The organism is Campylobacter sp. RM15925 (genome assembly GCF_012978775.1).
Taxonomy (GTDB): Bacteria; Campylobacterota; Campylobacteria; order Campylobacterales; family Campylobacteraceae; genus Campylobacter_A; species Campylobacter_A canis.
In genome coordinates this window covers 223,960-249,783 of the sequence record NZ_LIWP01000001.1, presented here as the reverse complement: position 1 = coordinate 249,783, position 25,824 = coordinate 223,960, and the positions used below count along the sequence as shown (strand labels likewise).

Genomic DNA, 25,824 nt, shown 5'->3' with positions numbered 1-25,824 from the left:
ATAAAGATATCTTAAGCTGCATAAATTTAAGCCTCAAATTTAACAAGTCGCAGCCAAAGACAAAATCAAGTAAGCGAAGTCGTCTGATAAAGCTGCATAAGTTCCTCATAAAATTCTCTCTCGGTATGATTTTCAAGAAGTCCCGAATTTGGAAATAGATCATCATAAAGCTTTTGTAGATTCTTAAATCTATTCGGAAAAACTTCACTTAAAATAATTGCCGAGATATCCCGCCTCATCAAAATCGCAGGAGGCAAAATTCCCTGTTGAAGAAGCGCTTTAAGAGTGCTTGTGTGATATTTTATATGATGATGCTGTCCGTGCGGGCAAGTTTTCGTACTTACTATCGTCCTGCATTCGTTACAATACACAAGCTCAGGAAGCACGATTATCTCAAGCTTTAAAGCCTCTTTGTATTTTTCAAGTATGGTATGCGCGACATTTTGATCATAAAACATCCCGATGCCTGCGTGATTTTGCCCGACAACGAGCTTATCTGCGCCAAGACTGTTTGCGGCTATACACTCAAGAGTCGGGTTCATATGCGCACTAAATAAATTTGAGTTTTCAAAAGGCACTATTATAAGGCGATTTTTGGGTAGGTAATTTTGCGAAAAATACTCCATTACGCGCTTTTTAAGCCCAAATTCTATCTCCCAGTCGCTCTTGTAGCTCTTAAGCAAAAACAAAAGCACTATGTCCGCCTTATCTATCGTCATCCTAATAAGCCTCTCATGAGCTCTGTTAAAAGGCTCGGCAGTTAGCATTACGGCGGTTATTTTTTGCGCGTTTAGCTCGTTTTTTACGGTTGCTATCTCCTCTTTTACTTTTTTAAATATATCGCTATAAATTTCAAATTTACCGCTTACCGCAAGCTCTCCGCTTTGAATCAGCTCAGTTTGGATAGTCTCATTGGCATGAAAGATGTTTTGATATTTTTTAGATTGGTTAAATTTAAAAACACTATCAACGACGATGTGTCCGACTATCTTATCATCTTTTAAAAGCTCGATCTTGTCTCCGCTCTTTGCATTTTTTAAGCACTCTTGGTTGCGCTTGCCAAAAGGGGCTAAAATAAAGCTATAAGGCATCGGCTCACCGTTTAAAAAGCCTGTTTCATACACCTCTTGCGCCTCTTTTTCATTCATCAAGCGATTAAATTTGCTAAAAATTTGATTGTGAATCAGCTCAAGTGCGCCGTAAGCTTCCTCGTTTATTAATATAGTGTTATTTTTTCTTGACAACATCGTATTTTTTCCTCTTTTCCCAAAGCGATTTACGCGAAATGCCAAGCTTCTTACTAAGCTCGGTGTCAGGATAATTCTCTTGATAATTCACTATAATATGCTTGATATAATCATCAATAGTCAAAATTTCATCTATCTGGAAATTTTTCTCATCGGTAGTGATATTTAAAATTTCAAAATTTGCGCTTTCGTTCTGATTGGTAGAGCTTATTATAAGCTTTCTTTTTATCGCGAGGTTGTAAATTTTATTCTTATCGTCGCTTCTTAAAATTTGAAAATTTGAAAAATACAGCAAATCTCTAGGATTGTCTTTTGCTATGGTTTCAAAATCTGGATTTTGATCAAGCGGGATAAATTTAAAGGATAAATTCATAGCCTTTGCGTATTCAAATACGAAATTATCGGCATTTATTATTTTATTGCATTTTATAAGCATAGGAAGTTTGAGTTTCTTAAAATCAAAATTCAGATTAGAAACCGCCTTAAAATGATAATTCAGATAATCCTGATAAGTCCTTATGAAGCTTTGCAGCCTTTTAAATTCCTCAAAATGTTTGATCTTGCGCACAAGCTCTTCTATCATAAAAGGCTTTTGTATGTAGTCGCTCACACCCGCTTTTATCGGATTTGAGACGGTATCGTTGCTTATATAGGTTATGAGTAAGATGATGATAGAGCTTTTAAATTTGTTGATGATCTTATAAAAATCCTCACCCGGCAGTGTTGCAGAAAGTAACACAACATCAAAATACTCGTTCTTAAGCCCTTCTTTTACCGTCCTTGCTATCTCGCACTCATAGCCCAAATCCCCTAGCTTAGTCGCCATACTCTGAGCTAGATAAATTTCATTTTCTACTATTAAAACTTTCATGCTTGCGTCCAATCATAATATCTAAGGCTTGCCGTCGCACTTGCGGCTATGCCTTCGCCACGCCCGACAAATCCTAATTTTTCCGTAGTTGTTGCCTTTACATTTATCCTGCTTGCACTTATATTTAGCGCTTGTGCGATATTTTGAGCCATCTTAAGCTTAAAAGTGCTTAGTTTCGGAGCTTGTGCCATAACGGTTATGTCGGCATTTACCAGCTCAAATCCAACGCTTTGAACGAGCTTATACGCCTGCTTTAAAAGCTCTATCGAATCGGCTCCTTTATATTTATCATCAGTGTCAGGGAAAAGCTCGCCTATATCGCCTAACGATGCCGCTCCTAAAATAGCGTCTATTAAGGCATGAGTTGCCACATCGCCGTCAGAATGAGCCTTGAATTTAAATTTATGCGGAATTTTCTCACCGCAAATTGTTACGAAATTTCCCTCTTCAAAGGCATGTACGTCAAAGCCGTTGCCAAGATAAATTTCATTTTTCACAGCTTCTAAGCAAGAAATTTTGGCCAAATCCTCCTTAAAAGTAATCTTTCTAGCGTTTTCATCGCCTAAAACATACCAAATTTTAGCCCCTATCGCTCTCATAGCCGAGCTATCGTCAGTGTAAATTTTATCGCTTTGCAAGGCTTTTTTAAGCAGATCGGTTCTTGAAAGCTGCGGAGTTTGGACTAGCTTTACCCTATCTCTATCGACGACATCATCTTCAAGATAGACCGTGTCTGCGACTTTAAGCACCGGCACTACGCAGTCGGCGTTATTTAAACCTTCTATTATCTTTGATAGTAAATTCGCACCGATACAGGGTCGAGCTATATCACTAACCAGAACAAATTCGCTGCTAACTTTATTAAGAGCGTTTTTTAAACTCTCTTGACGTGTAACTCCACCACGCACAAAGCTATAATGTGGCGCAAATTTACTCATGTAATCAGCCTCATTGCTTACCACTATGACATCTTTAAATGGATAATGAGAGCTTAAATTTTTAGTGGCAAACAACCAAAGCGGCTCATCTCCTATACGTAACCACTGCTTTTTTACGGGCATTTCAAATCTGGTTGAGTTGCCGGCTCCAAGCATGATAAGCGATATATCAAACAAATTTCATCCTTTTTACAAAAGTGTTACGATATTATACACTTAAAAAGCTTTTTTTTATCTTTTTTTGAGTAGTATTATTTCTATTTTATTTAGGAGAATTAGCTAATGAGAAAAGACTGGATAAAAGATAGATTAAACGATAAAACACCGACACAGATGTATTATGCTAAGCATGGCATTATCACGGAAGAGATGAAATTCGTAGCTAAAATCGAAAATTTAGATGCCGAGCTAGTGTGTAAAGAAGTAGCAAAAGGTAGCATGATAATACCTGCTAACATCAATCACGTAAATTTAACTCCAATGGCAATAGGCATGCAAGCAAAGACAAAAGTAAATGCCAATATCGGCAACTCAAGCCTTGCAAGCGATATAGAAGGCGAATTAGAAAAGCTATCCGTATGCCTCAAATACGGCGCCGATACCGTTATGGATCTATCAACTGGCGGAGATCTTGATAAAATAAGAGAGGCAATCATCGCGAATTCAACCGTTCCCGTAGGAACAGTGCCTATGTATCAAATCATACACGATGTAAAAAACATCGAAAATTTGACCATAGATAAGATGATAGAGGTCATAGAAAGACAGGCTAAGCAAGGTGTTAGTTACTTTACGATACATGCGGGATTTTTGCTAAAATTCATGCCTTTAATCTCAAAGCGAAAAATGGGCATCGTAAGCCGTGGCGGAAGCCTTATGGCAAGCTGGATGATGCACTATCATAAAGAAAATCCTTTTTACGAAGCATTTGATGAAATTTGCGATATCTGCGCTAAATATGACGTAGCGCTCTCGCTTGGAGATAGCTTGCGCCCGGGATGTTTGTATGACGCAACGGACGAAGCGCAGCTAAGCGAGCTAAAAGTACTTGGGGAGCTAACGCTTAGAGCGTGGGAAAAGAACGTGCAGGTAATGGTTGAAGGTCCGGGTCATATACCTTTAAACGAAATTGAGTATAATATGAAAATAGAACAAGAGCTTTGCCACAATGCTCCGTTTTACGTGCTTGGACCGCTTGTTAGCGACATCGGCGCGGGATATGATCATATAACATCCGCCATAGGCGGCGCTTTAGCGGCGTATCACGGAGCTAGTATGCTTTGCTACGTAACGCCAAAAGAGCATTTAGGCTTGCCAAATGCCGCTGATGTAAGAGACGGTATCATAGCTCACAAGATAGCCGCTCACGCAGCGGACGTAGGGCGAAAGCGATCCGGCGCCATAGAGCGCGATCACGCAATGAGTGATGCTAGGTATAACTTTGACTGGAACAAGCAGTTTGAACTAGCTCTTGATCCTGATAAGGCGCGTGAACTTCACGATGAAAGCCTGCCTCAGGATGTTTTTAAAGAGGCTGAATTTTGCTCGATGTGCGGGCCGAAATTTTGCGCTTATAAAATTTCAAGAAATATTATAAAGGAGAATGATGTTAAGTAAAGAACAGGTTATCGAAAGATTAAAAGGCGTTATATATCCGGGCTTTGAAAAAGACATAGTAAGCTTTGGATTTGTAAAAAACGTAGAGATTGGCGATAAAATTTTAGTAGAGGTTGAGATCGTAAGCTCAAATCCCGACATAGCAAAAGAGCTTCGCTTGGATATCCAAAGAGTTTTTGGCTCAAACGAGGCTGTTATCAATATAATCCAGCCAAAAATTCCCGAGGAAAAAAGCAACTCTCAAAGCGGTAAAAACATAGCTCCGCAAGTTAAAAATTTCGTCATGGTAAGCTCGGGAAAAGGCGGCGTAGGCAAATCGACAACGACTTTAAATTTAGCTATATCAATGGCAAAACTCGGCAAAAAAGTGGGAATTTTGGATGCCGACATATACGGACCAAACATCCCAAGAATGCTTGGAGAGGTAAATACTCAGCCTCAAGTTATAGGCAACAAGCTTCGTCCGATACTTAGCCACGGCGTTGAGATGATGAGCATGGGCGTGCTTATGGAGGAAGGAACGAGCCTTATATGGAGAGGGTCCATGATAATGAAAGCTATCGAGCAGCTTTTAAAAGATGTTATATGGAGCGAGCTTGATGTGCTATTTTTGGATATGCCTCCGGGAACGGGCGATGCGCAGCTGACGCTTGCTCAAAGCGTACCGGTAACAGCAGGAATTTGCGTAACAACACCTCAAGTAGTCGCACTTGATGATAGCAAAAGAGCGCTTGATATGTTTGAAAAACTTCATATCCCAATAGCTGGCGTGATAGAAAACATGAGCGGATTTATCTGTCCTGAAAGTGGCAAGGAGTATGATATATTTGGCAAAGGCACGACCGAAGAGATGGCAAAAGCCTATAAAACTGAAGTTTTAGCCGAAGTGCCGATCGAACCTGCGGTGCGCGTAGGTGGCGATAGCGGAAAACCGATAAGCTTTTATGAGCCAAATTCCGTAACCGCAAAACGCTACGAAAAAGCCGCCGCTCGCCTTTGGGAGATAATAGAAAATATCAATAACGGCGGCGGAGCGGACAATTCATCAATCCAGCCCGTAATGGACGGCAAATCAGCCTGCAGTAAATAATAACTAGTTTAAATCCCCTGTTTTTGGGGATTTAACCAACTAACACAACTTCAAAATTTCATCTTAAACAATATTTAGTTAAACTTCACAAAATAAATTTACAAGGAGTAAAAATGTCAAAAGAGTTTAAAACAGCGGATGAATTCAAAGAATTTTGCGAGAAATTTAGAGCTAAAAAGGGCTATAAAGACCCGGTTGCGTTTGCTATCGCTAGAGTAGATAGAGGGCAGCTTAACAGAGATAAAATCCTGCAAGCAAGCTACGCGGTAGTAAATTACAACGAAAGCTTTTTATCAGCCGCCGCGTTTATATGGGCGCTTGAAAAGTGCGGAGTGGAGGTTGATTTTACAGATAGCGAATTTGTAGCCGAATTTACTCCAAAAGTAGCCAAAAAAGCAAGCAAACTCTTTAGCGTCTTTGAAAACGAGCTTGAAAAACACAAAAACGTGCAAGTTTTACACATGATAAAGCACGCTTTTGAAGAGGATTTGGAAAACAACGAAGATAAATTTAAGATCGCTTTTATGTTTGAAGATGCCAAGCCAAAGAGCGTTGAAATCGTATATCTGAAGCTTTATCTACTCTCTTTAAACAAAGCTCCGCTTAGAAGCCTGGTGCTTGACGGAGCGTTTGGCGTGCTACCAAACGTAGCATGGACGAGCCGAAATATCCCGATCGAGCTTGAGTGGCTTCGCAAAAACGAAATTTGGCTAAAGATGAGCGGCGGATATCCTGCGATAGTAAGCGTAGATAAGTTCCCGCGCTTCTTAAGCCACATCATCCCAAGCGACAATACAAGAATCCTTGATAGCGCAAAGGTTCGCCTAGGCGCATCCATACATTCGGGCACTACGGTAATGCCGGGCGCTGCGTATGTGAATTTTAACGCTGGCACGACGGGTTCTGTTATGATAGAAGGACGAGTAAGTAGCTCAGTCGTAGTCGGCGAAGGAAGCGACGTGGGCGGAGGAGCAAGCATCCTTGGCGTGCTAAGCGGCACAAACGGCAATCCTGTAAGCATCGGCAAAAACTGCTTGCTTGGCGCAAATTCAGTTACAGGAATACCGCTTGGCGACAAATGCATAGTCGATGCGGGAATCGCGATACTAGAAGGTACAAAGGTCTTTATAAACGAAGTCGAGCGAGCAAAACTAAACGAGATAAATCCAAATTTCAAATTTGATCGCGAAATTTACAAGGGTCTTGAGCTTGCAAACCTTGACGGACTTCACTTCCGACAAAACAGCCAAACAGGTCAGATCACGGCAAGCGCAAGCAAGCGCGCGATAAAACTAAACGAAGCGCTTCATTAAAATTTGCTTTTAAGCCCGCTTAAAACAAGGCGGGTTTAAGACTACTTGCTTAAAATTCCTTCTAAAATTTGCTCAAATTCCGCATTATGAAGTATGTCGTTATGCTCCGCATCAATCTCATAAAATTTATCCGTTGGCTTTAAAATTTTAGATAATTTATGAGAATTTACAACCTCTATAAGATCGTCAAATTTGCCGTGAATTATCGATATGTTCGTATTTTTTGCCTCTTTTAAGAACGAAACTGTTGGAATTTTGTATTTAACTATAAATTTTGGCACAAAAAACACTTTTGAGCTTGCCAGCTCGTCAAATTTAAAATAAGGCGCAACCAAAACAAGCTCGCGTACGTCAAATTTACTCGCGATATTTGCCGCAAGTCCGCTTCCAAGCGAGTATCCGACCAGCCTTATCTTGCCTATATCAAAATCCTCAAGCACTCGCTTCATCATCTCGTAGCTATCATTATAAAGCTCGTTTTGATTTGAAATTTCGCCGCTACTTTTGCCATAGCCCCTATAGTCAAAAACATAAAAATCATAGCCTAAATCTGTATAAAATTTACTAAAACCGCCCCAGCCTTTTAGCGAGCCTGCATTGCCGTGCAAAAACAAAACCGCCCCCTTTGGGTTGTGCGCATAAAAATGAAGCCCGTTTAATGTTGCGCCCTCTACATTTAAATTTATCTCTTCAAACTTACCGCCAAACTCGAATTTATAGTCGCTTGCAAGCTTTGTGGGAACAAACAAGAGTTTTTCTTGAAATACATAAAGCAGAGCTAAAACAACCAGATAAAACAGAAAAAATACACTAGAAAGATATAAAACGGTCTTGCCCATAAAAATCCTTAAAAAAATATCTTGTATTGTAGCTTATTAGCGTTTAAAACATCTTGCAAATTTGATTTAAGACCTGCGTAGTAACTATCATCGCCAAAAATATAAATTTGCTTATAAAGTCCTAAAATATGCGGGAAATTTCGCCCTATAAAGGCTAAAATTTTATCTTTAAAAGCAGGATACAAATTTAGCCTGTCAAACATAATCTCATCTGCCATATCGCCGTAATCATGCGCAAATTTAATCGCAGGAGTAATAGCAGGAAAAATAGGAGCAACAAATAAAAATGTCTTAATGCCCTGCTCTTTTAAGCTCCTTAACGCATCTAAACGCTTACTAATCCTGCTTGCTCTGGGCTCAAAAACGGCTCGCAAATTCTCATCAAGAGTAGAAAAACTAAGCCCTACTCTTAAATTCAGCATAGTTTTAAAAAGATCGATATCACGCATTAGCAAGCTTGATTTGGTTAGAATTTGCAAATTCACATCCGAATTTGCTAACGCTTCAAGCACTTTGCGAGTGTTTTTAAATTTAGCTTCAAACGGATTATAACAATCCGTGACCGAGCTCATAAAAATCCTCTCGCCTTTGTAATTTCGCATAAATTTTTCAAGCGAGCTTTCATCAAACTCCTTAATATCAACAAATTCTCCCCACTTTTCAGAGTGTCCGCTCATCTTTTGCATAAATTCGGCATAACAATAAATGCAAGCGTGCGGGCAACCCACATAAGGATTAATAGCGAAGTTAAAGCCTGAAATTTTAGAAGAAGAGATGATGTTTTTGGATTTTACGAAAGAGAGTTTCAGGATAAAGCTTCTTTAAATTTAATATCCCTTAAAACTTTGCCCGTGATACAGTTTTTGCCTGATTTTTTGCCTTGACCTAGCAAGCTATCAGCCTCTTTAATAGCGTTATCAATGTCAAATTTATCGTCTATATCGGCATGAACAAAGCCAAAAGTTATCGATACGTTAAGCTTTTCTTGCTCAAATTTAAAGGTGTGTTTATGGATTTTTTCCCTAATGCGATTTAATATGATGTTTGAATTTTTTAAATTCGTATTTATTATAAGTAGCAAAAACTCTTCACCTCCAAATCTAAACGCATAGTCTTGCTTCCTAAGGCTTGTTTTTATAATATCCGCAACTTTTCTTAGCACCTCATCACCTGCATTGTGTCCGAATTTGTCGTTAATGCGTTTAAAATCATCCAGATCGCCTACCGCTACACTTATGCTGCTTTTAGAGTTAAAAGCGTTTCCTTGAACTAAATTTATAAAAGCCCTGCGATTTGGCAACTGAGTAAGCGGGTCTTTATTTGCCGCCATTTCAAGCTCTTGCTGTTTATCAAGCATACCTAGATATATCATGGTGTTTAAAATTCCAAGCAGAGAGGAAAAAGCCACAAGAGCGCAAACTACCAAAAAAAAGTTAAATACGTATATGAGCTGAGCTTGGCTACTTGCAACCTCGGCAGTATCATGAAACAAAACATATAGCAACAAATAAGCCGCACCCTGAATAAACGCGACTATATATCCAAGTATCTTGCCTATGGAATTAGTAAAAAAAGCCACCGATATAAGGGCTAAAATGATATTTTGAAATCCATATCCCCATCCAAGCACACAGGCGCAAACAAAAGCGTGGATAAATATCTCAAATCTCGTTACCGCAAGGACTCTTTGAATCATATTGCTATCTTTTAATATATAAGCAAGATACACATATATCAAAACGCTAGCGATATTCATCATGGATAAATAAGGCTTATTGATATACAAAAATATAACAAAATAGACCACATGAACGAGCATAAAAGCTATCATTATGATCTGTAATTTTTTGCTGATATCAGAACCGATAAACGACCTTGTCATTCCTGCGCCCATTTTTTAATCTTAACTCGGTTTTTACCCTCTTTTTTACCTGCGTATAAAAGCTCATCGGCACTCTTTATAATCTGCTTAATGTCAGTATCAAGCTTAACGCCTTCGCTTAAAATAATGGCTCCAAAAGTTACTCCGACTCCTTTATCATCAGGAGTCTTTATCATATTTATTTTACGCAAAATTCTATTTAAAATTTTCTCTGCATCGCCTTTATTTGAGATGAAAGCGGCTATTAAGAATTCCTCTCCGCCCCATCTGGAGACTATATCCTCATCGGCTCTAAAATTTTCGCTAAGTACTCCTGCAGTGGCTACTATAACCTCGTCACCTTGAGTATGTCCGAAAGTATCGTTTATGTTTTTGAAGTTATCTATATCCGCAAGCGCTATTAATATCTCTTTTTTGCCTTCGCCGGTCTTGCTTTGTTTTAGATGGGTTTTTATCATCTGAGAAATTCTCTCTTCGACGATTGAGCGATTTTTAAGCCCTGTTAGATAGTCATGCTCGGATATCTCCTTAACTCTATCGCTTCTCATCTGAATATCTTTAAAATTTTGAACATGCATAGAGCCAAGAGCCATGGTTCTTTTTAAAAACGAAGTAAATATGCAAACAAATATAAATACGTAACAGCCCTCTTTAAATTGCTCATCAAGCAGCTGCATACCCAAGCTATCTCTATAAATATAAAGCACCAGATAAAGAGTAGCCTCTATAGCTATGATAACAAAAGAGAAAAAATTCCTCTTTAATATCATAAAATAATTAGCGCCTATAGCCCAAATGAGAATATTTTCTATGCCGTATCCCCAGCCAAAGACCAAAACTCCAAAAACAGCGTGAAAAACAGCCGCTGCATGAACCCAATACACGACAACTTCTTTTGAAGATCTTCTTTGGTAGTAAAATCCAAATGTAACTAAAGCGGTAATGAGATATACGGTGATGATTTTGAAGTCTATATTTTGAGTTGCTAAAAATATGGAAACTACAATATTTATAAACACAAAAAGCAATAGCAAAAAGTTATATACTTGACCCTGACCGCTTTTATTGGCTCTATGCTGGATATTTAGTATATTGTACTTTGTCGTCATATTTTAAATCAACCTAAACTACCCTTATTTGCTTTAAGCGACTATATCAAAACACAATTATATCACAATATTAAATTAAAATTAATACAACACAAAAACAAAAGAAGTAATAATAAATATTATCAAGCTCTATTTTATCGCTATATAAATTTAGTTTATACGAATTTTAAACAACTTTTTGGCAAGATAATTAGATTATTAAAAATAACGAAATTCAGAGGTAAATTTATGGTTGAGATTAAAAATTTAGTTATGAGATTTAATGCGCAACTTCTATTTGAAGATGTAAATTTAAAGCTAAATCGCCAAAATAGATACGGGCTCATCGGCGCAAATGGCGCGGGTAAATCAACGTTTTTAAAAATTTTATCAGGAGAGCTTGAAGCAAATTCAGGCGACATTGTCATAGAAAACGGACTTAGAGTAGGCACGCTGGGGCAAGATCAGTTCGCATTTGAAAATTTCACTATTAAAGACGCCGTTTTATACGGTAACAAACGCCTTTATGATGCGGTTAAAGAAAAAGAAAAGCTCTACATGAGCGAGGAATTTACCGACGAGATAAACGAGCGCTTAGGCGTTTTAGAGATGATAACGGCCGAAGAAGATCCAAGCTACGAGTATGAAACAAGGATAGAAAAAATCCTAAGCTCGCTTGGGTTTAGCGACTTTGATAAGCTTATGAGTGAAGTTGAAAATTCGGACAAATTTAAAGTGCTTTTAGCTCAAGTGCTCTTTCCAAAGCCTGATATTTTATTTTTAGACGAGCCGACTAACAACCTTGATATCGAAAGCATCAAGTGGCTTGAAAACGAGCTAAATCGCCATGAAGGCACGATGGTTGTAATCAGCCACGACCGCCACTTTATCAACGCGGTCTGCACACATATCTTAGATGTGGATTTTAAGAAAATTCGCGAATTTACGGGCAACTACGACGACTGGTATATCGCCTCAACCCTTGTTGCAAAGCAGCATGAGATGGAGCGCGATAAGAAACTTAAAGAAAAAGAGGAGCTTGAGAAATTTATCGCCAGATTTAGCGCAAACGCAAGTAAGGCTAGACAAGCTACAAGCCGTCAAAAACAACTAAGCAAGCTTGATATCGAAGAGATAAAAGTCTCAAGCAGACGCGATCCGAGCATACTCTTTCGCACTAAGCGCGATATCGGAAATGAAATTTTAGAAGTTCGCAACATAAGCAAGAAATTTGACAAAACGCTTTTTGAAAATTTTAGCTTCAAGCTCGAAAAGAACGATAAAGTAGCCATCATCGGCGCAAACGGCGTAGGAAAAAGCACTCTGGCTAAAATCATCATAGGAGAGGTTAAGCCCGATAGCGGCGATATCCACATAGGTGCAACCATCGAGCCAAGCTACTTCGCACAAGATACGACAAATAAAATTTCAGGCGAACTTAAGCTATACGAGTGGCTACAAGATGAGAAAAACAAAGACCTAGATGAGATCAGAAAGTGCCTTGGTAGAATGCTCTTTAGCGGTGCCGAGCAAGAAAAATCGGTAAGCTCGTTAAGCGGAGGCGAAAAACACCGCCTAATGCTTAGTAAGATCATGCTTGACCGCGGAAACTTGCTGATCTTAGATGAGCCAAACAACCACCTTGATCTTGAGGCTATCATCGCTCTTGGTGAGGCGCTTTATAAATTTAACGGCAACGTAATCTGCATAAGCCACGACAGGGAGCTCATTGATGCGTTTGCAAACCGCATTATCCACCTTAAAGGAGATGGCGAGATAGTGGATTTTAAAGGCACATTTGAAGAGTATATGCAGCAGCTTGAGGCTGGAGTTTAAGTACATGATAAAGGTTTTGTTCGTATGTCACGGAAACATCTGCAGAAGCACGATGGCGGAGTCTTTATTTACGCACATAGTTACGAAGCATGGTTTAGCGAGCAAATTTGAAATAGCTTCTGCAGGCACAAGCAGCGAAGAGATAGGCAATCCCGTTCATCACGGCACACAATCTAAATTAAAAGAAAAAGGCGTAGCGGTAGTATCACACAGAGCCGTTCAGATGAAAAAGAGCGATATAGACTACTACGACCACATAATCGCAATGGATACGGCAAACATCAGAAATATCGAGCGTATCACAGGGTATAAAAGCTCAAAAGTTGCAAAGCTGCTTTCGTTTGCAGGCTCTAGCGATGATGTCGCCGATCCTTGGTACACAGGGGATTTTGAAACCACATTTAAAGATATCAAGATGGGGCTTGAGGGATTTTTATCTACTTTAAAATTTTAGGCTAAATTGCTTGGTTTTGGCCTAAAATTCATGCACCGCCTAAGACTAGACGATGCATGAAATTATCTATTTTGCAGCCTTGGCTTGCTCGTTAAGATACGGTATCAAGTAGCCATAGCCCTCTTTTTCCATATCCTCTTTTGGGATAAATTTAAGTGCAGCGCCGTTGATGCAGTATCTTAGACCGCCCTTATCTCTTGGACCGTCGTCAAAAACATGCCCAAGGTGCGAATCAGAAAGACTGGTGCGCACTTCAACCCTTCGCATACCGTAGCTGTTATCAGCCACTTCGCCAAGCAAAGAGCCGTCTATCGGCTTGGTAAAGCTTGGCCAGCCCGAGCCTGAATTGAATTTATCATAAGATGAAAATAGCGGCTGTCCGTTAGTTATATCTACAAATATCCCTTCCCTTTTTTCATCATTTAGTTCGCTCGTAAAAGGTCTTTCAGTAGCCGAGTTTTTAACTACGTCGTAAGACAGATCGCTAAGCTCGCTTTTAAGCTGTGCATCGTTTTTATTTTGATAACTTTTTAGCTTATCCATATCCATTTTCGCTTCTTTCTTTTTACTGCTTAGCACCGCGTCTTTTGGAGGTAAGCTCTCAAATGTCACGTGGCAGTATCCGTTTGGATTTTTAGTTAGGTAGTCTTGATGATACTCCTCTGCTTTGCTGATGTTTTGTAGCGGCATAACCTCGACAACTATAGGCTTGTTATACTCTTTTTGCTTTTCTTTTATAAAAGCTAAAATTTCAGCTTCGTCCTTTGGATCGGTAAAGTAAATTCCCGTTCTGTACTGAGTTCCGCGATCATTTCCCTGCTTATTTAAGCTAGTCGGATCAATCGTATAGAAAAAATACTTAAGCAAATGCGGCAAATCGATAACATACTCATCATACTCGACATATACGGCTTCGGCTGCATTTGTGTTGCCGTAGCTTACTTGCTGATAGCTTGGATTTGGCACTTTTGAATTCGCGTAAGCGACATACGTATCTTTCACTCCTGGGAGCTGCTTAATATAAGCCTCCGTTCCCCAGAAGCACCCTCCCGCTAAAACTATAGTTTTATTTCCCATTTCGGCTCCTTTTGCCCATGTTGATACGGCTGTAATAAGCAAAGCCGCAACGATTTTTTTAATCATTTTCTCTCCTCATTTCTAATTTTATTTTGAAATGATATATTAGATTTGTAAAGCTAGTGTTAAATTTATATAACAATTTTATTTGCAAAGAGCGGCAAGGCTAGAAATTTAAACTCTTCAATCTCAAAAACATTTGCAAATTCATAAAATTTACTCATCTCTTCTTCGTTAAATTTAGCCGTCCATATCGCACCGCTACTGTTAAATTCGCGTTCAAATTCGTTTAAATTTTGAGAGCTAAAAAAATGCTCAAAGCGAGACATCAAAGCAAAAGGAGTATAAAATTTACACTCGTCTTTAAACTCAAATTTTTTCAGCTCCGCTTCATTTATCGCTAAATTTACGGCCGAGCTATAAGCTCTTACAAGCCCGCCCGTGCCAAGCTTGATCCCGCCAAAATAGCGCACTATAAACACGCCTGCATTTATCAAATTCGCTCCTCGCAATGCGTTTAAGCTCGGAGCTCCGCTTGTGCCTTTTGGCTCGCCGTCATCGCTTTGATTTTCTACGATTTGACGGTATTTATTTAGCTCGCGGTAAGCCCAGACTATATGCACCGCCTTTGGATGCTCGGTTTTAAGTCGCTCATGGACTGATTTAAACTTGCTAAGCGGCACAAGATAGCTTAAAAATGTAGATTTTTTGATCTCGCTTTTGGCGGTGTAAATTTCAGATATTGTCTGCATAGCGGATGAATTTCCTAAAAATTTTAGTTGATTTTAGCAAATTTGTAAAATTTAAAGAAGTTAAAAAGAGCAAAGAGAGCGGAAAATCCGCTCAAATTTGGCAAAATTATTTGCGAGTAGTCGCATCAGGAGTAAATAAAGGCTTATTCATAAGCTTAAAGTCGGCTATGAATTTTTGCCCTTTCTCGCCTGTTATCCACTCGATAAATTTATTTGCATTTTCTACGTCGGTTTTTGCGCAGTGTTTAGGATTTACGGCGATTACGGAGTAGAAATTTTTAAGATCGTCATCGCCTTCATTTACGATTACAAGCGACGGATCGTTTTTCATGTTCGCTTCATATTTGATATATGTGCCGCGATCGGTAAATGTAACGCCTTTTTGCTCGGCAGCCGCATTTATCGTAGCTAGCATGCCTTGTCCTGTTTGAGCGTACCAAGCGTCTTTCTCAGGAACTTCGCCTGCAACTTTTTTCCAAATTCCTTTTTCTTTATTATCGGTGCCTGATTTATCGCCGCGTGAGAAAAATTTAATGCCCTCAGCCTTAATCATCTCAAAAGAGCCTTTTATGTCTTTACCCTGAAATTTAGGCGCGATTGATTTATCGGCGATTAAAACGAAGTCGTTATACATAACAGCCTTGCGCTCAACACCAAAGCCTTTTTCAACAAATTCTTTTTCAACCTTTGGCGAATGCACGAAAAGTATGTCGGCATCGCAGTTCTCGCCAAGTTTAAGTGCCGCTCCCGTACCTACGGCAGTCCATTTTAGATCCACTCCCGTTTCAGCCTTATAAGCAGGATAGATAGCATCTAGCAAGCCAGTATTATCGGTACTTGTCGTAGTAGCCATCACAAGATCGCTATCAGCGGCAAAAACAGTAGATGCAACAACAAGTGAGCTTAAGATTAACTTTTTCATTTTTCTCCCTTTAAAATTTTAATAAAGATGTGCTATCATAGCAGATTTTAAATAAATTTAAATCAAATTTGGGAAATTAATTTTGGATTACATCTTAGAAGGGATAATATCCGCCTTCGGCTTGCTTTTAAACGGCGATGCAGAGACTTATTCGGCGATTAAGGCGACACTTTATACATCAAGCATATCGATCATGCTTGCTATCATCTGCGGATTTCCTATCGGCTTTGTTTTGGGATTTTACAACTTCTTCGGAAAGAAATTTCTAAGACTTCTAAGCGATACGGCTCTAGCAGTGCCGACGGTTGCTATCGGACTTATACTTTATGCTTTTATCTCAAGACACGGTCCGCTTGGAGAATTTGGGCTTTTATTTACGCTAAAAGCCGTCATGCTGGGGCAGTTTGTGCTAGCTATGCCTATTGTTGTTTCGCTAACGGCAAGCGTTATAGAAAATATGGAGCGCAAGCACTATCTTACGCTAATGAGCTATCGTTTGAGCAAATTTAAGCTCATTCTAGCCGTTCTTTACGAGCTTAGATACTCGCTTCTTGTGGTTTTTGCAACCGCTTACGGCAGGATCGTGGCCGAAGTGGGCGTTGCGATGATGATAGGCGGAAACATAAAGTGGTTTACCCGAACTATAACCACGGCGATATCGCTTGAAACAAACAAGGGCGAATTTTCTATGGGTATCGCTCTTGCTTTAGTGCTGATTTTTATCGCATTTGCCGTAAATTTAACCACTCACCAACTAAAAAGACTTGACAAATGATAAAACTTAAAGACGTGCTCGTAAAATACGAAAACAACATCGTGCTTGATATAAAAAATTTAGAGCTTCAAACAAGAGGTATAACCGCGCTTATGGGCAACAACGGAAGCGGCAAAAGCACGCTTATAAGAGTTGTGTCCTTTCTTCAAAAGCCAAATTCGGGTTATGTCGAAATTTGGAAAGAGAGTAAGCCTAGTCTAAAAACCCTACGTCAAATTTCAGTGCTTTTTCCCGAGCCCATGCTTCTTAAAAGAGGTGTGAGGCAAAATTTCGAGTTTGCGTTAAAAAGTAGAAATTTAGAGCACGAATTTAACCAAAGAGTTGGCGAAGCACTCGAGCTTGTAGGGCTTGACGAGAGCTTTTTAGATAAGAAAAATTATGAGTTAAGCTCGGGTCAAACTCAGCGCATAGCATTTGCTCTCGTTCTTGCTTTGCGTTCAAGGCTAAATTTGCTTGACGAGCCGACAAATAGCGTAGATCTAGCCACTTCAAAGCTGTTTGGCAAAGCCGTAAAATATCAGCACGAACAGTATAAAAGCGGCTTTATAATCGCGAGCCACGATGAAAAATGGCTAAGCGCAATCGCGCAAGATAGCGTGTTTTTACACAGAGGCAAGGTAAGCGAATTTGAGATAAAAAACATATTCGAAAATCAAAACGGCTTTTTAAATTTTGGCTCCGAAGTTAAATTTGCATTGCCGCAAGCTCTAAAAAACGCAAACAAAATCGCAATCAATCCAAACAAGATAATATTAAGCAAAGAGCCTTTTATCGGTAGTTTTAGCGGACTTTTGCACTCCGTTTCCATTATCTACGGCACATCTCTTTTGGTTAAGGTCAAAATCGGAGATTTTCTTATAAAAGCGGTCGTTAGTAGCCAAAATTTTATAGGAAATAAACTAACAACAGGCGAAAATGTATATTTTGGCTTTAGCGACGAGGCATTTTTGGATATAGAATAAATTAAAAATTTATAAATTTCTTGATATGATAATGATTTTTAAATTAATAAGGTTAAAAATCGAAAATGGACTCAAAAATTTCAAGAAATTTGGCTATGAAAATCCTTGCGATGATAGTTTTGGGGGCTATTTATAGCGGCTCAAGCATACTGATACTATTTTTTATAAACAAATACCTACTAACCTTAACTCAAAAAAACGCTCTTGTTTTGGCTAGCTTCTTTGGGCTTTTGGCTGCATTTTTGATCTCTTCGATACTTTCTCGCATAGCGCTGTCTGCTATCGGTCACAACTTCGTCTTTGATATGAGAATGCAGATAATAAAGCGAATTTTAGATACTCCCAATCAAAAAATAGCCGCCATAGGAAAGTCGAATTTATTAGCCTCTCTTTCAAGCGACATCATAAGCCTTACAAACGGATTTACAAGGATTCCGGACATCATACAAGGAAGCTTGATCATATCCTTTGCAAGCTTTTATATAGCCTACTTGTCGCATGAAATTTTTATTTTTTTGCTTATTTGGATGAGCGTTACGATATTTATCAGCAACGCTTCTATGAAAAATATCTATAAATACTACGGACTTCACAGACAAAACGAAGATACGTTATACAAAGACTACCAAACCAGCATAGAAGGACACAGGGAGCTAAGCCTAAATTTAAAAAGAGCAAAAAAGCTTTATAATGACAGATTCGTGCCAAACGCCAAGGATCTTCGCTCAAATATCATAAAAGCTGAAATTTACTCATCATTTGCCAGCAATTGGATCAGCGCTATGATGCTAGGCGCCATAGGAGCGGTTATTTATATCTGTCTTGCGTATCAGGTTACGACTTTGCAAGATGCCATAACGATAGCCTTGACCATACTATTTTTAAGAGCGCCGCTTATGATGGTGGTTTCAAGCATTCCAAGTCTTTTTAAATCAAAAATAGCCTACGAAAAGCTAAAAAAGCTTGATCTAACTAAATACGAAGCAGAATTTAGCATGAGTGAAAATTTCCCGCAAAGCTGGGACAAGCTAAGTTTAAAAAATATAAATTTCAAATACGACATAAACGATGAATTTGGCTTGCACGATATAAATTTAGAGATAAATAAAGGCGAAGTTGTATTTCTGGTGGGCAAAAACGGAAGCGGCAAATCAACTCTTTTTATGATATTAGCAGGACTCTTAAAGCCAAATAGCGGAGAGATGTATGTGGATGATCTGCTTATCACAAAAGAGAATTTAAAAGCCTATGCAAATACGATAAGCGCCGTATTTAGCGACTTTTATCTATTTGACGAAGTCTTAAGCGATGATGATAAATTTATAGACGAGCTTCTTAAAAAGATGTTTTTAGATAAAAAAGTAAGCGTAAAAGATGATAAATTTAGCACCCTAAACCTCTCTCAAGGACAAAGAAAACGCCTTGCCATGGTTGCGGCACTACTTGAAAAACGCAAATTTATCATACTTGACGAGTGGGCTGCTGATCAAGATCCGCAGTTTAGAAAGATGTTTTACAAAGAAATTTTAAACGAACTAAAACAAGACGGCTACACTGTTTTTGCCATCAGTCATGACGATGCTTATTTTGAATGTGCGGACAAAATTTACAGCATAGAAAACGGAAATTTAAGTCAAATAAAATAATTTTTGATTTTAATTATTAATTAAAATCTATTTTGTTACTATTGAGTAATTTTTTAAATTTTAAGGAGTGTTAATGAAAGAAAGAGCGATCGAGCATATGAACTCAGATCATCTGGAAACCGTTATTGCGTTTTGCAAGAAATTCGGTTCTTTTAAAGACGTAAGCAACGTAAAACTAACCGATATGAACGAAGACGGACTGATTATCACATGTGATCAAGGTGAAGTTTTTGCGCCGTTTTTGCAAAAAGTGGTTAATGGAAATTATAAAGACGAGATAATAGCTCTTTACAGAAGCCTTGATGTAGGAAGCGGGCTTGAAAAGATCGAAAAAGGCGTTATCGAACTTATCGACTCTCTAAAAACGGTTATCGTTTCAAGCGTGCATAGTAACATGCAATGTGTCGGCTCATATACGCCGTTTGTAAGAATTAATGAAGATATATACATCTGCCTAAGTTCGGTTGCCGAGCACTACCACTCGATAAAGGCAAACCCTGATAAAATTTCTTTGCTTTTCATAGAAGATGAAAGCTCTGCAAAAACGATATTTGCAAGAAACCGCTTAAGCATAAAAGGTGAAGCTAAATTTGTAGAAGACGAAGCACTTAGAAACGAAATTTTTGATAAACTTGCCGAGAAAAATCCAAAAGAATCTGCTATAAAACAGCTTAGAAATATGGCAGATTTTTATATCATAAAAGTTGATCTAAAAGAAGGCAGATATGTAAAAGGATTTGGCGCAGCGTATAATTCAAACGGTCTTAAACTAAGCCAAGCCGCAGGAGAGAGCAATCCTCACCAAAAAAATCCGCACGGACACAATCCGCACGGCGGACATAATCCACACCAAAGACAACACTAAAAATCACTTTCTATAAAATATAGTCGCTAAATTTGGCGACTATATCTCTTTCGGCCTAGTTTTTAAATTTAATAAAATTTATAAAATATTAATTATTCAAAAACTATACTTTTTTCATAATACAATATTGATTTTAATTATCGATTAAGTAATAAAGTTATAAGATTACTACTAAATTTTATATTTGTTCTAAATAAAATAACTATATTTTAAAATACTAATTACACAATAAGGAGTAAAAATGTATGGCAAAAAAGAGGTAGGTTTAGTAAAAGCGGCGATCATCACGTCTTTTGTGGCTACGATAAGCTTATATGGCTCGGGCGAACAAACTACGAAGCTAAACAAGACTATCGTAACCTCAACAGGCTTTGAAACCCAACTCAAAGACGAGGTAAAAAATGCATACATCATCACAGCCGAAGAGATCAAGGATAGAGGGTATACAAGCGTATCCGAAGTACTTGAAAGAGCGCCCGGAGTGTATATATCAAATGCAGGAATATTTGGCGAAGAAGAGATAGATATGAGAGGTCAAGGACCTTATGCAAAAACCAATGTCAAAACGCTAATTAACGGAGTAAACCTAAATACTCTAAAAGCGGGACATGGAAGCATAGCTACGCCGTTAAATTTAATAGCGGTCGAGGATATAGAAAAGATCGAGATAATACCAGGAGGCGGAGCAGTTCTATACGGAGGAGGAACGGCCGGTGGCGTTATAAACATTATCACAAAGAAAAAACCTAGAGATTTTTACGCTAACGCCTCATCTAAAATCGCTTCATACAACTATAAAGATGCAGTTATCGGTATAGGTGGACTTGTAAACGAAGATCTGTTTTTAAAATTTAGCGCAAAAGGCTTTGATTCCAAAAGATATAAAAGAGGCGAAGAGACAAACGGATACTATCTAAACGGCGGCATCACTTACCAGATAAACGATAATCAAAGCATCTCGATAACTCCTAGCTTTTACTCTCAAAAATATGAAAATCAAAGCGGAGCTCTTACAAAACAGCAAGTAGAGCAGGATCGCCGCCAGTCAAGTAGGCCTGAGGCTCCGCAAACTTATAAAAAATTTGATATCACGCTTGATTACTCTTTAAAACTTAGCGATAACTACGAAATCAACTTTATGCCTTACTATTTGCACACCAAATTTGAGCAAAACGGAAAAAATATAATCAAATTTTCGGATAAAAAAATAGGTGCGAATTTAAAAAATAGACTTACTTACGACAGAGGTGAGTTTATTTTCGGGTACAACTACGAAGATATATATGACAAGCTATCTCAAAAAGACGAATTAGGAAAAGAGATTCACTCGGTATATTTTTTAGAAAAGCATAATTTTACAGATATACTATCTTTAAATTTGGGTGGAAGATACGAAAGAGCCTCTTATGACGTAAAAAGACCCGAAAGCAAAGGTGCCATAAAAAGACCTATGTTTCATGCTAGCAAAAATACAAATTCTTACGCATTTGAGATAACTCCGAATTTTAAGTATTCAGATACGGGAAATACTTATGTGAAATTTGAAAAAGGCTTTGTATCGCCTTCTCCGCAAGAACTTGTGGACAATATCAAAATTCCCGGCGGATACGAGTATCAATTTAACAACTTAAAGCCAGAAACCTTCTATACATATGAAGTCGGATTAAAAGATATGATTTTTGATCAGTTCTTTAGTGCAGCACTGTTTTATACGGATACTACGGACATGATATTTGCCAAATGGACTCAACCGCACGGCAATCCTATGAATCCAAACATTAACTGGGAAAGAAAATATATAAATCTAGATAAGGCTAAAAGATATGGACTTGAGCTTTATTCGGAGCAATCTTTAATAGAAAACAAGCTAAAGCTCACTCAGTCATACAGTCGTGTAACCGCCAAAGCTACATTTAAAAGAGAAAACCCAAGAACAGGCCAAACGATAACCGTAAAAGAAGAACTTCCAAACATAGCCAAGCAAAAATTCATATTTGGAGTTGATTATGCGCCTATTAAGAATTTAAATTTATATGCCGACGTAAAATATCTTTCAAAAATTTTAAATAATAGCGGTGAAAAAATGAGTTCAAAAACGCTAGTAGATGTATCGGCAAGATATAATTTTACAAAGAATTTTTCATTAGTAGGCGGTATTAAAAATCTATTTGATAAAAAACACTACATATACTATGACACTACCGCAGAAAGAGGAAGAGGCATTTACTACCCTGCTCCGGAACGAAATTACTACGTAGAGTTTAAATATAACTACTAACAAATTTAGGCGAGTAAAACGGCTCGCCTAAACTCTCTTTATAAAATAATTAAAATATTGATTTTAATTATCGATTAATAAATTTGATGATACAATTTTTCCGTAAATTTTACAAAAAAGAATTTAAGACAACAAAACCACAACTATAAAGCGTGTGTTTAACATATCTTTCGCGATATTGAATATATAAAAATAAAAGCAGATAAAAACAATTCAAAATAGACAAGGAGAGAAAGGTGTTTAAAAAAATCACAACCATTAGTATTGTCGCGGTAGCCGCTCTTTACGGCTCTGATGCAAATACAAGACTTGATAAGACCGTTATCACGGCTACTGGCTTTGAGAGTCCTTTAAAGGATGAGGTAAGAAACGTATCGATAATAACCTCCCAAGAGATAGAAAACAGAGGCTATAAAAATTTAAAAGAAATTTTAGAAAAAGCTCCCGGAGTTAGCTTCAACGGCAAAACTGTAGATCTTAGAGGTCAAGGAAGCAAAGCAAACACATCTGTTAAGGTGCTTTTAAACGGTGTTGCGATGAATATGATAGATACTACCCCTACGACTATACCTATAGATCTCGTTCCGATAGAAGATATAGAACAAATAGAAATCATACCGGGCGGTGGAGCCGTGCTATACGGAAGCGGAACTAGCGGAGGAGTTATCAATATCATAACAAAACAAAAAGCCGTAAAACCATACGCAAACATATCTACCAAAATAGCCTCATACTCATACAAAGATCTAAATTTAGGCGTTGGTGGGAACGTAACGCAAGATCTGTTTTTAAAAGCTACCGCCAAGGCATTTGATGAAAAGGGCTATAGATATGACGAGAAAAACAAAGGTCACTACGCCTCTTTTGGATTAAATTACAAAATTTCAGATAATCAAAGCATAGTTTTTAACCCAAGCTATTTTAAGGCTAAAACTTACGGAGTGCCGACTTTATCCGCAGAAGAGATGGATATAAACAGGCGACAAGCGGGCGGGGAACCGACCCTAACCACAAGCAAAAGACTAAATTTTGATGCAGACTATGCGATTAGATTTAATGATAAATTCGATATGCACATTATGCCTTATTATCAAGACGTGAAAATTATTCAAGACGATTTTCATATGAAAGATAAAAAAACCGGAGCAAACGTAAAAACAAGATATAACTACGGTAGCGGCGAACTTATAACAGGTTATGATTACTTAAATAACGAAGGCTACAGGATGATAAACGTCAATGTTAAAACGCCTATGTTTTCAAGAAATCAACTGACCATATTTGATATGCAAAAGCAAACCCACTCTTTATATCTGCTTGAGAAACATAACTTCACCGACATCTTTTCTCTAAGCGCAGGAGCGAGGTTTGAAAGAGCAGATTATGATGTAATAAGAGATGTTAGTGTAGCTATGACCGCAGGCGGAAGAACTATAAATACAAAAGACTACTTAAAAGTAGGAGACGATAAAAACAACTACGCCTATGAGATAACACCGAATTTTAAATATTCAGATAGCGGAAGTATTTATTTTAAATTTGAGCGCGGATATATATCTCCGGGACCAAATCAACTTATAGATAAGCTTGGGCCAAACGGACCTTATGTCTTAAACAATCTTAAATCAGAAACATATCATGGATATGAGCTTGGACTTAAAGATCTTGTATTTGGAAATTTCTTTAGCGCGACTCTTTTTTTAACGGATACTAAAGATGAAATTTTAACAGTTTCTCTTGGAAGAAATGTTAGCGACGGATGGAATTTTAAAAATATAGACAAAACTAGAAGATATGGAACCGAAATTTATTCAGAACAAGAATTTGGAAAATTTAAGCTAAAAGAGAGCTTTTCGTATGTAAATGCAAAGATTAAAACAGGCAAAAATTCAGGACGCAAAGTTCCTTTAGTAGAAAGTAGTAAATTTGTAATAGGGGCTGAGTATGAGCCTATTAAAAACTTAAATTTTTCAACCGACTTTAAATATCTATCAAGCTCTCTTGATGCGAACTATGACAAGATAGACAGTAGAAAAATTGTTGACGTGGGTTTAAGCTATAAATTTACAAAAGGAATTTTAGTGTCTGCGGGTATAAAAAATTTATTTAATGAAAAATATAATTATACTCAAAGCAAACAAAACAACTCTTACGACCCTGCTCCTGAGCGAAATTACTACGTAGAGTTTAAATACAACTACTAACGAATTTAAGCGAGCTTGCCTTGCTCGCTTAAATTTTACTATATATCTATAGCATATTGATTTTAATTATCGCTTAATAAATTTGATGATACAATTTTTTCGTAAATTTCATAAAACAAAGAATGGGGAACTATGATTGAGTATTTACAAACAGGCGGCATATTTATGTGGCCTATATTTTTTCTATGCGTTTTGGCTGTTGCCGTATTGCTTGAGAAGGCTTTTTACTTCACCTTTGTGGAGATAGACGCGACAAGCACATTTAAGATGAAACTTAGCAATCTCATACTAGAAGGCGATACCGAAAAGATAAGGGAATTTTGCAAAAATTACAAAAATTCACTTGCAAAAACAACTATATTAGTTCTTGATAATATAAAAAATTTAAACTCCACAAACAAAACTCAAGTCGAATATATCATAGAAGAAGCCGTGACCGTAGAGCTTTCAAATTTAGAAAAAAGAAGCTGGATATTAGGACTTTGTGCAAGCGCAAGCCCTCAGCTTGGACTACTAGGAACGGTTGTAGGCATGATAAAGGCATTTGAAGGACTTAGCTCAAGCGTAAATGCTCCACTCGTAGCCATAGGCATATCAGAAGCGCTTTATACGACTGCGGCGGGACTTATAGTGGGAATTCCTTCGCTAGTCTTTCATCTAATGATAAATAAAAAGATTGATTTTATACTAAATGATTTAAACAGGCTCATAAGCTTATTTGGCAGATGCTGTGAAAGGAAATGCTGTGAAGTTTGTCCGTCGTAACAGACACAAAAGCGCAAGCATTTCGATGCTAAATTTGATTGATGTCATATTTGTCTTGCTTTTGTTTTTTATGGTAACGACCACTTTTAACAAATTTGCTCATATAGACATAGCTCTGCCTCAAACAAACTCGAATTTGGAAGAAAATAAAGATGATGTGGTTCAATTATTTTACTTACTTGACGAGAGCTTGATACTTAAGATAAATGAGGTCGAAAAAACGCTAAATCACGAAAATTTAAAAGAAGAGATCTCGAATTTAAGCCCTTCTCAAAAGAAAAACATAACTTTAAATGCGGACGAGGCTATAAACTACGGCAAAGTAGTTGATGTGATATCAAATTTAAAAGACGCAAACGTCCAAAACGTAGAGCTTAATATCAAAAAGAAAAACTGATCAAAA

The 25,824-nt window shown here is 37.8% G+C and carries 23 protein-coding genes; 13 read left to right on the top strand and 10 right to left on the bottom strand.

All coding sequences use genetic code 11. The annotated features are described in order from the left end of the window. Positions 1–65: 65 nt before the first annotated feature. The 3 genes from CDOM15925_RS01275 to CDOM15925_RS01265 are packed head-to-tail and all read right to left on the bottom strand — an operon-like array spanning position 66 to position 3,233. Entirely contained in the window at positions 66–1,247 is a 1,182-nt protein-coding gene (locus tag CDOM15925_RS01275) for a sulfate adenylyltransferase (protein WP_169940259.1), read from the bottom strand. Beyond that, entirely contained in the window at positions 1,228–2,118 is an 891-nt protein-coding gene (locus tag CDOM15925_RS01270; RefSeq protein WP_169940256.1) for a response regulator, read from the bottom strand. The genes CDOM15925_RS01275 and CDOM15925_RS01270 overlap by 20 nt, the downstream gene beginning before the upstream one ends. Continuing rightward, complete coding sequence (locus CDOM15925_RS01265) at positions 2,115–3,233, bottom strand: bifunctional 2-C-methyl-D-erythritol 4-phosphate cytidylyltransferase/2-C-methyl-D-erythritol 2,4-cyclodiphosphate synthase (RefSeq protein ID WP_249934649.1); 1,119 nt, start codon at positions 3,231–3,233, stop codon at positions 2,115–2,117. Before CDOM15925_RS01265 ends, CDOM15925_RS01270 begins: the two co-directional genes overlap by 4 nt. A gap of 105 nt (positions 3,234–3,338) precedes the next feature. On the opposite strand from CDOM15925_RS01265, the gene thiC reads away from it, so the two are divergent. The 3 genes from thiC to CDOM15925_RS01250 all read left to right on the top strand — a co-directional run bounded on the left by thiC (position 3,339) and on the right by CDOM15925_RS01250 (position 7,076). After that, on the top strand, positions 3,339–4,673 hold the full coding sequence (gene thiC / locus CDOM15925_RS01260) for a phosphomethylpyrimidine synthase ThiC (RefSeq protein WP_169940254.1): 1,335 nt from the start codon (positions 3,339–3,341) through the stop codon (positions 4,671–4,673). Next, positions 4,663–5,763, top strand: coding sequence for an Mrp/NBP35 family ATP-binding protein (locus CDOM15925_RS01255; RefSeq protein ID WP_169940252.1), 1,101 nt, complete (start codon positions 4,663–4,665; stop codon positions 5,761–5,763). Before thiC ends, CDOM15925_RS01255 begins: the two co-directional genes overlap by 11 nt. A gap of 113 nt (positions 5,764–5,876) precedes the next feature. After that, the gene (locus CDOM15925_RS01250; RefSeq protein ID WP_169940250.1) at positions 5,877–7,076 is read left to right on the top strand and encodes a 2,3,4,5-tetrahydropyridine-2,6-carboxylate N-succinyltransferase; all 1,200 of its coding nucleotides are present in this window, start codon (positions 5,877–5,879) and stop codon (positions 7,074–7,076) included. A 41-nt stretch (positions 7,077–7,117) separates the two neighbouring features. On the opposite strand, the gene CDOM15925_RS01245 is transcribed toward CDOM15925_RS01250, so the two are convergent. From CDOM15925_RS01245 to CDOM15925_RS01230, 4 genes are read right to left on the bottom strand one after another with little or no spacing between them, the layout of a single operon-like run. After that, a complete protein-coding gene (locus CDOM15925_RS01245; RefSeq protein WP_169940248.1) occupies positions 7,118–7,915 on the bottom strand; it encodes an alpha/beta hydrolase in 798 nt (265 codons plus the stop codon). An 8-nt stretch (positions 7,916–7,923) separates the two neighbouring features. Beyond that, positions 7,924–8,676, bottom strand: a complete 753-nt coding sequence (locus CDOM15925_RS01240) for a DUF5131 family protein (protein WP_349644304.1) — start codon at positions 8,674–8,676, stop codon at positions 7,924–7,926. A 44-nt stretch (positions 8,677–8,720) separates the two neighbouring features. Then, a complete protein-coding gene (locus tag CDOM15925_RS01235) occupies positions 8,721–9,809 on the bottom strand; it encodes a GGDEF domain-containing protein (protein WP_211436627.1) in 1,089 nt (362 codons plus the stop codon). After that, on the bottom strand, positions 9,794–10,906 hold the full coding sequence (locus tag CDOM15925_RS01230; RefSeq protein WP_169940242.1) for a diguanylate cyclase: 1,113 nt from the start codon (positions 10,904–10,906) through the stop codon (positions 9,794–9,796). The genes CDOM15925_RS01235 and CDOM15925_RS01230 overlap by 16 nt, the downstream gene beginning before the upstream one ends. A gap of 228 nt (positions 10,907–11,134) precedes the next feature. On the opposite strand from CDOM15925_RS01230, the gene CDOM15925_RS01225 reads away from it, so the two are divergent. After that, on the top strand, positions 11,135–12,721 hold the full coding sequence (locus CDOM15925_RS01225; RefSeq protein ID WP_169940240.1) for an ABC-F family ATP-binding cassette domain-containing protein: 1,587 nt from the start codon (positions 11,135–11,137) through the stop codon (positions 12,719–12,721). A gap of 4 nt (positions 12,722–12,725) precedes the next feature. Continuing rightward, positions 12,726–13,175, top strand: a complete 450-nt coding sequence (locus CDOM15925_RS01220; protein ID WP_169940238.1) for a low molecular weight protein-tyrosine-phosphatase — start codon at positions 12,726–12,728, stop codon at positions 13,173–13,175. Between the two features lie 66 nt (positions 13,176–13,241). Here CDOM15925_RS01220 and msrB read toward each other — a convergent pair whose 3' ends face one another. The 3 genes from msrB to tupA form a co-directional block, all read right to left on the bottom strand. Beyond that, complete coding sequence (gene msrB / locus CDOM15925_RS01215; protein ID WP_502707271.1) at positions 13,242–14,315, bottom strand: peptide-methionine (R)-S-oxide reductase MsrB; 1,074 nt, start codon at positions 14,313–14,315, stop codon at positions 13,242–13,244. Positions 14,316–14,383: 68 nt separating this feature from the next. Next, positions 14,384–15,004 (bottom strand): IMPACT family protein, encoded by a 621-nt coding sequence (locus tag CDOM15925_RS01210; RefSeq protein WP_169940234.1) that lies wholly within the window; start codon positions 15,002–15,004, stop codon positions 14,384–14,386. 106 nt (positions 15,005–15,110) lie between these two features. Then, positions 15,111–15,926: a tungstate ABC transporter substrate-binding protein TupA gene (gene tupA, locus CDOM15925_RS01205; protein ID WP_169940232.1), complete on the bottom strand. Its 816-nt coding sequence runs from the start codon at positions 15,924–15,926 to the stop codon at positions 15,111–15,113. 82 nt (positions 15,927–16,008) lie between these two features. Here tupA and tupB point away from each other — a divergent pair, with 82 nt between their 5' ends. From tupB to CDOM15925_RS01165, 8 genes are all read left to right on the top strand, one after another. Then, positions 16,009–16,701 carry a tungstate ABC transporter permease TupB gene (tupB, locus tag CDOM15925_RS01200; protein ID WP_169940230.1) on the top strand — a complete coding sequence of 231 codons (693 nt, stop codon included), beginning with the start codon at positions 16,009–16,011 and terminating at the stop codon, positions 16,699–16,701. Next, positions 16,698–17,663 carry a tungstate ABC transporter ATP-binding protein TupC gene (tupC, locus tag CDOM15925_RS01195; protein WP_169940228.1) on the top strand — a complete coding sequence of 322 codons (966 nt, stop codon included), beginning with the start codon at positions 16,698–16,700 and terminating at the stop codon, positions 17,661–17,663. The genes tupB and tupC overlap by 4 nt, the downstream gene beginning before the upstream one ends. 65 nt (positions 17,664–17,728) lie before the next feature. Next, positions 17,729–19,309, top strand: coding sequence for a cyclic peptide export ABC transporter (locus CDOM15925_RS01190; protein ID WP_169940226.1), 1,581 nt, complete (start codon positions 17,729–17,731; stop codon positions 19,307–19,309). Between the two features lie 73 nt (positions 19,310–19,382). After that, positions 19,383–20,174, top strand: coding sequence for a HugZ family heme oxygenase (locus CDOM15925_RS01185; protein WP_169940224.1), 792 nt, complete (start codon positions 19,383–19,385; stop codon positions 20,172–20,174). Positions 20,175–20,415: 241 nt separating this feature from the next. Continuing rightward, complete coding sequence (locus tag CDOM15925_RS01180) at positions 20,416–22,452, top strand: TonB-dependent receptor (protein ID WP_169940222.1); 2,037 nt, start codon at positions 20,416–20,418, stop codon at positions 22,450–22,452. 236 nt (positions 22,453–22,688) lie between these two features. Then, a complete protein-coding gene (locus CDOM15925_RS01175; protein WP_349644297.1) occupies positions 22,689–24,656 on the top strand; it encodes a TonB-dependent receptor in 1,968 nt (655 codons plus the stop codon). Positions 24,657–24,788: 132 nt separating this feature from the next. After that, positions 24,789–25,421 (top strand): MotA/TolQ/ExbB proton channel family protein, encoded by a 633-nt coding sequence (locus tag CDOM15925_RS01170; RefSeq protein WP_169940220.1) that lies wholly within the window; start codon positions 24,789–24,791, stop codon positions 25,419–25,421. Continuing rightward, positions 25,402–25,818 (top strand): ExbD/TolR family protein, encoded by a 417-nt coding sequence (locus tag CDOM15925_RS01165; protein WP_169940218.1) that lies wholly within the window; start codon positions 25,402–25,404, stop codon positions 25,816–25,818. Before CDOM15925_RS01170 ends, CDOM15925_RS01165 begins: the two co-directional genes overlap by 20 nt. Positions 25,819–25,824 lie beyond the last annotated feature (6 nt).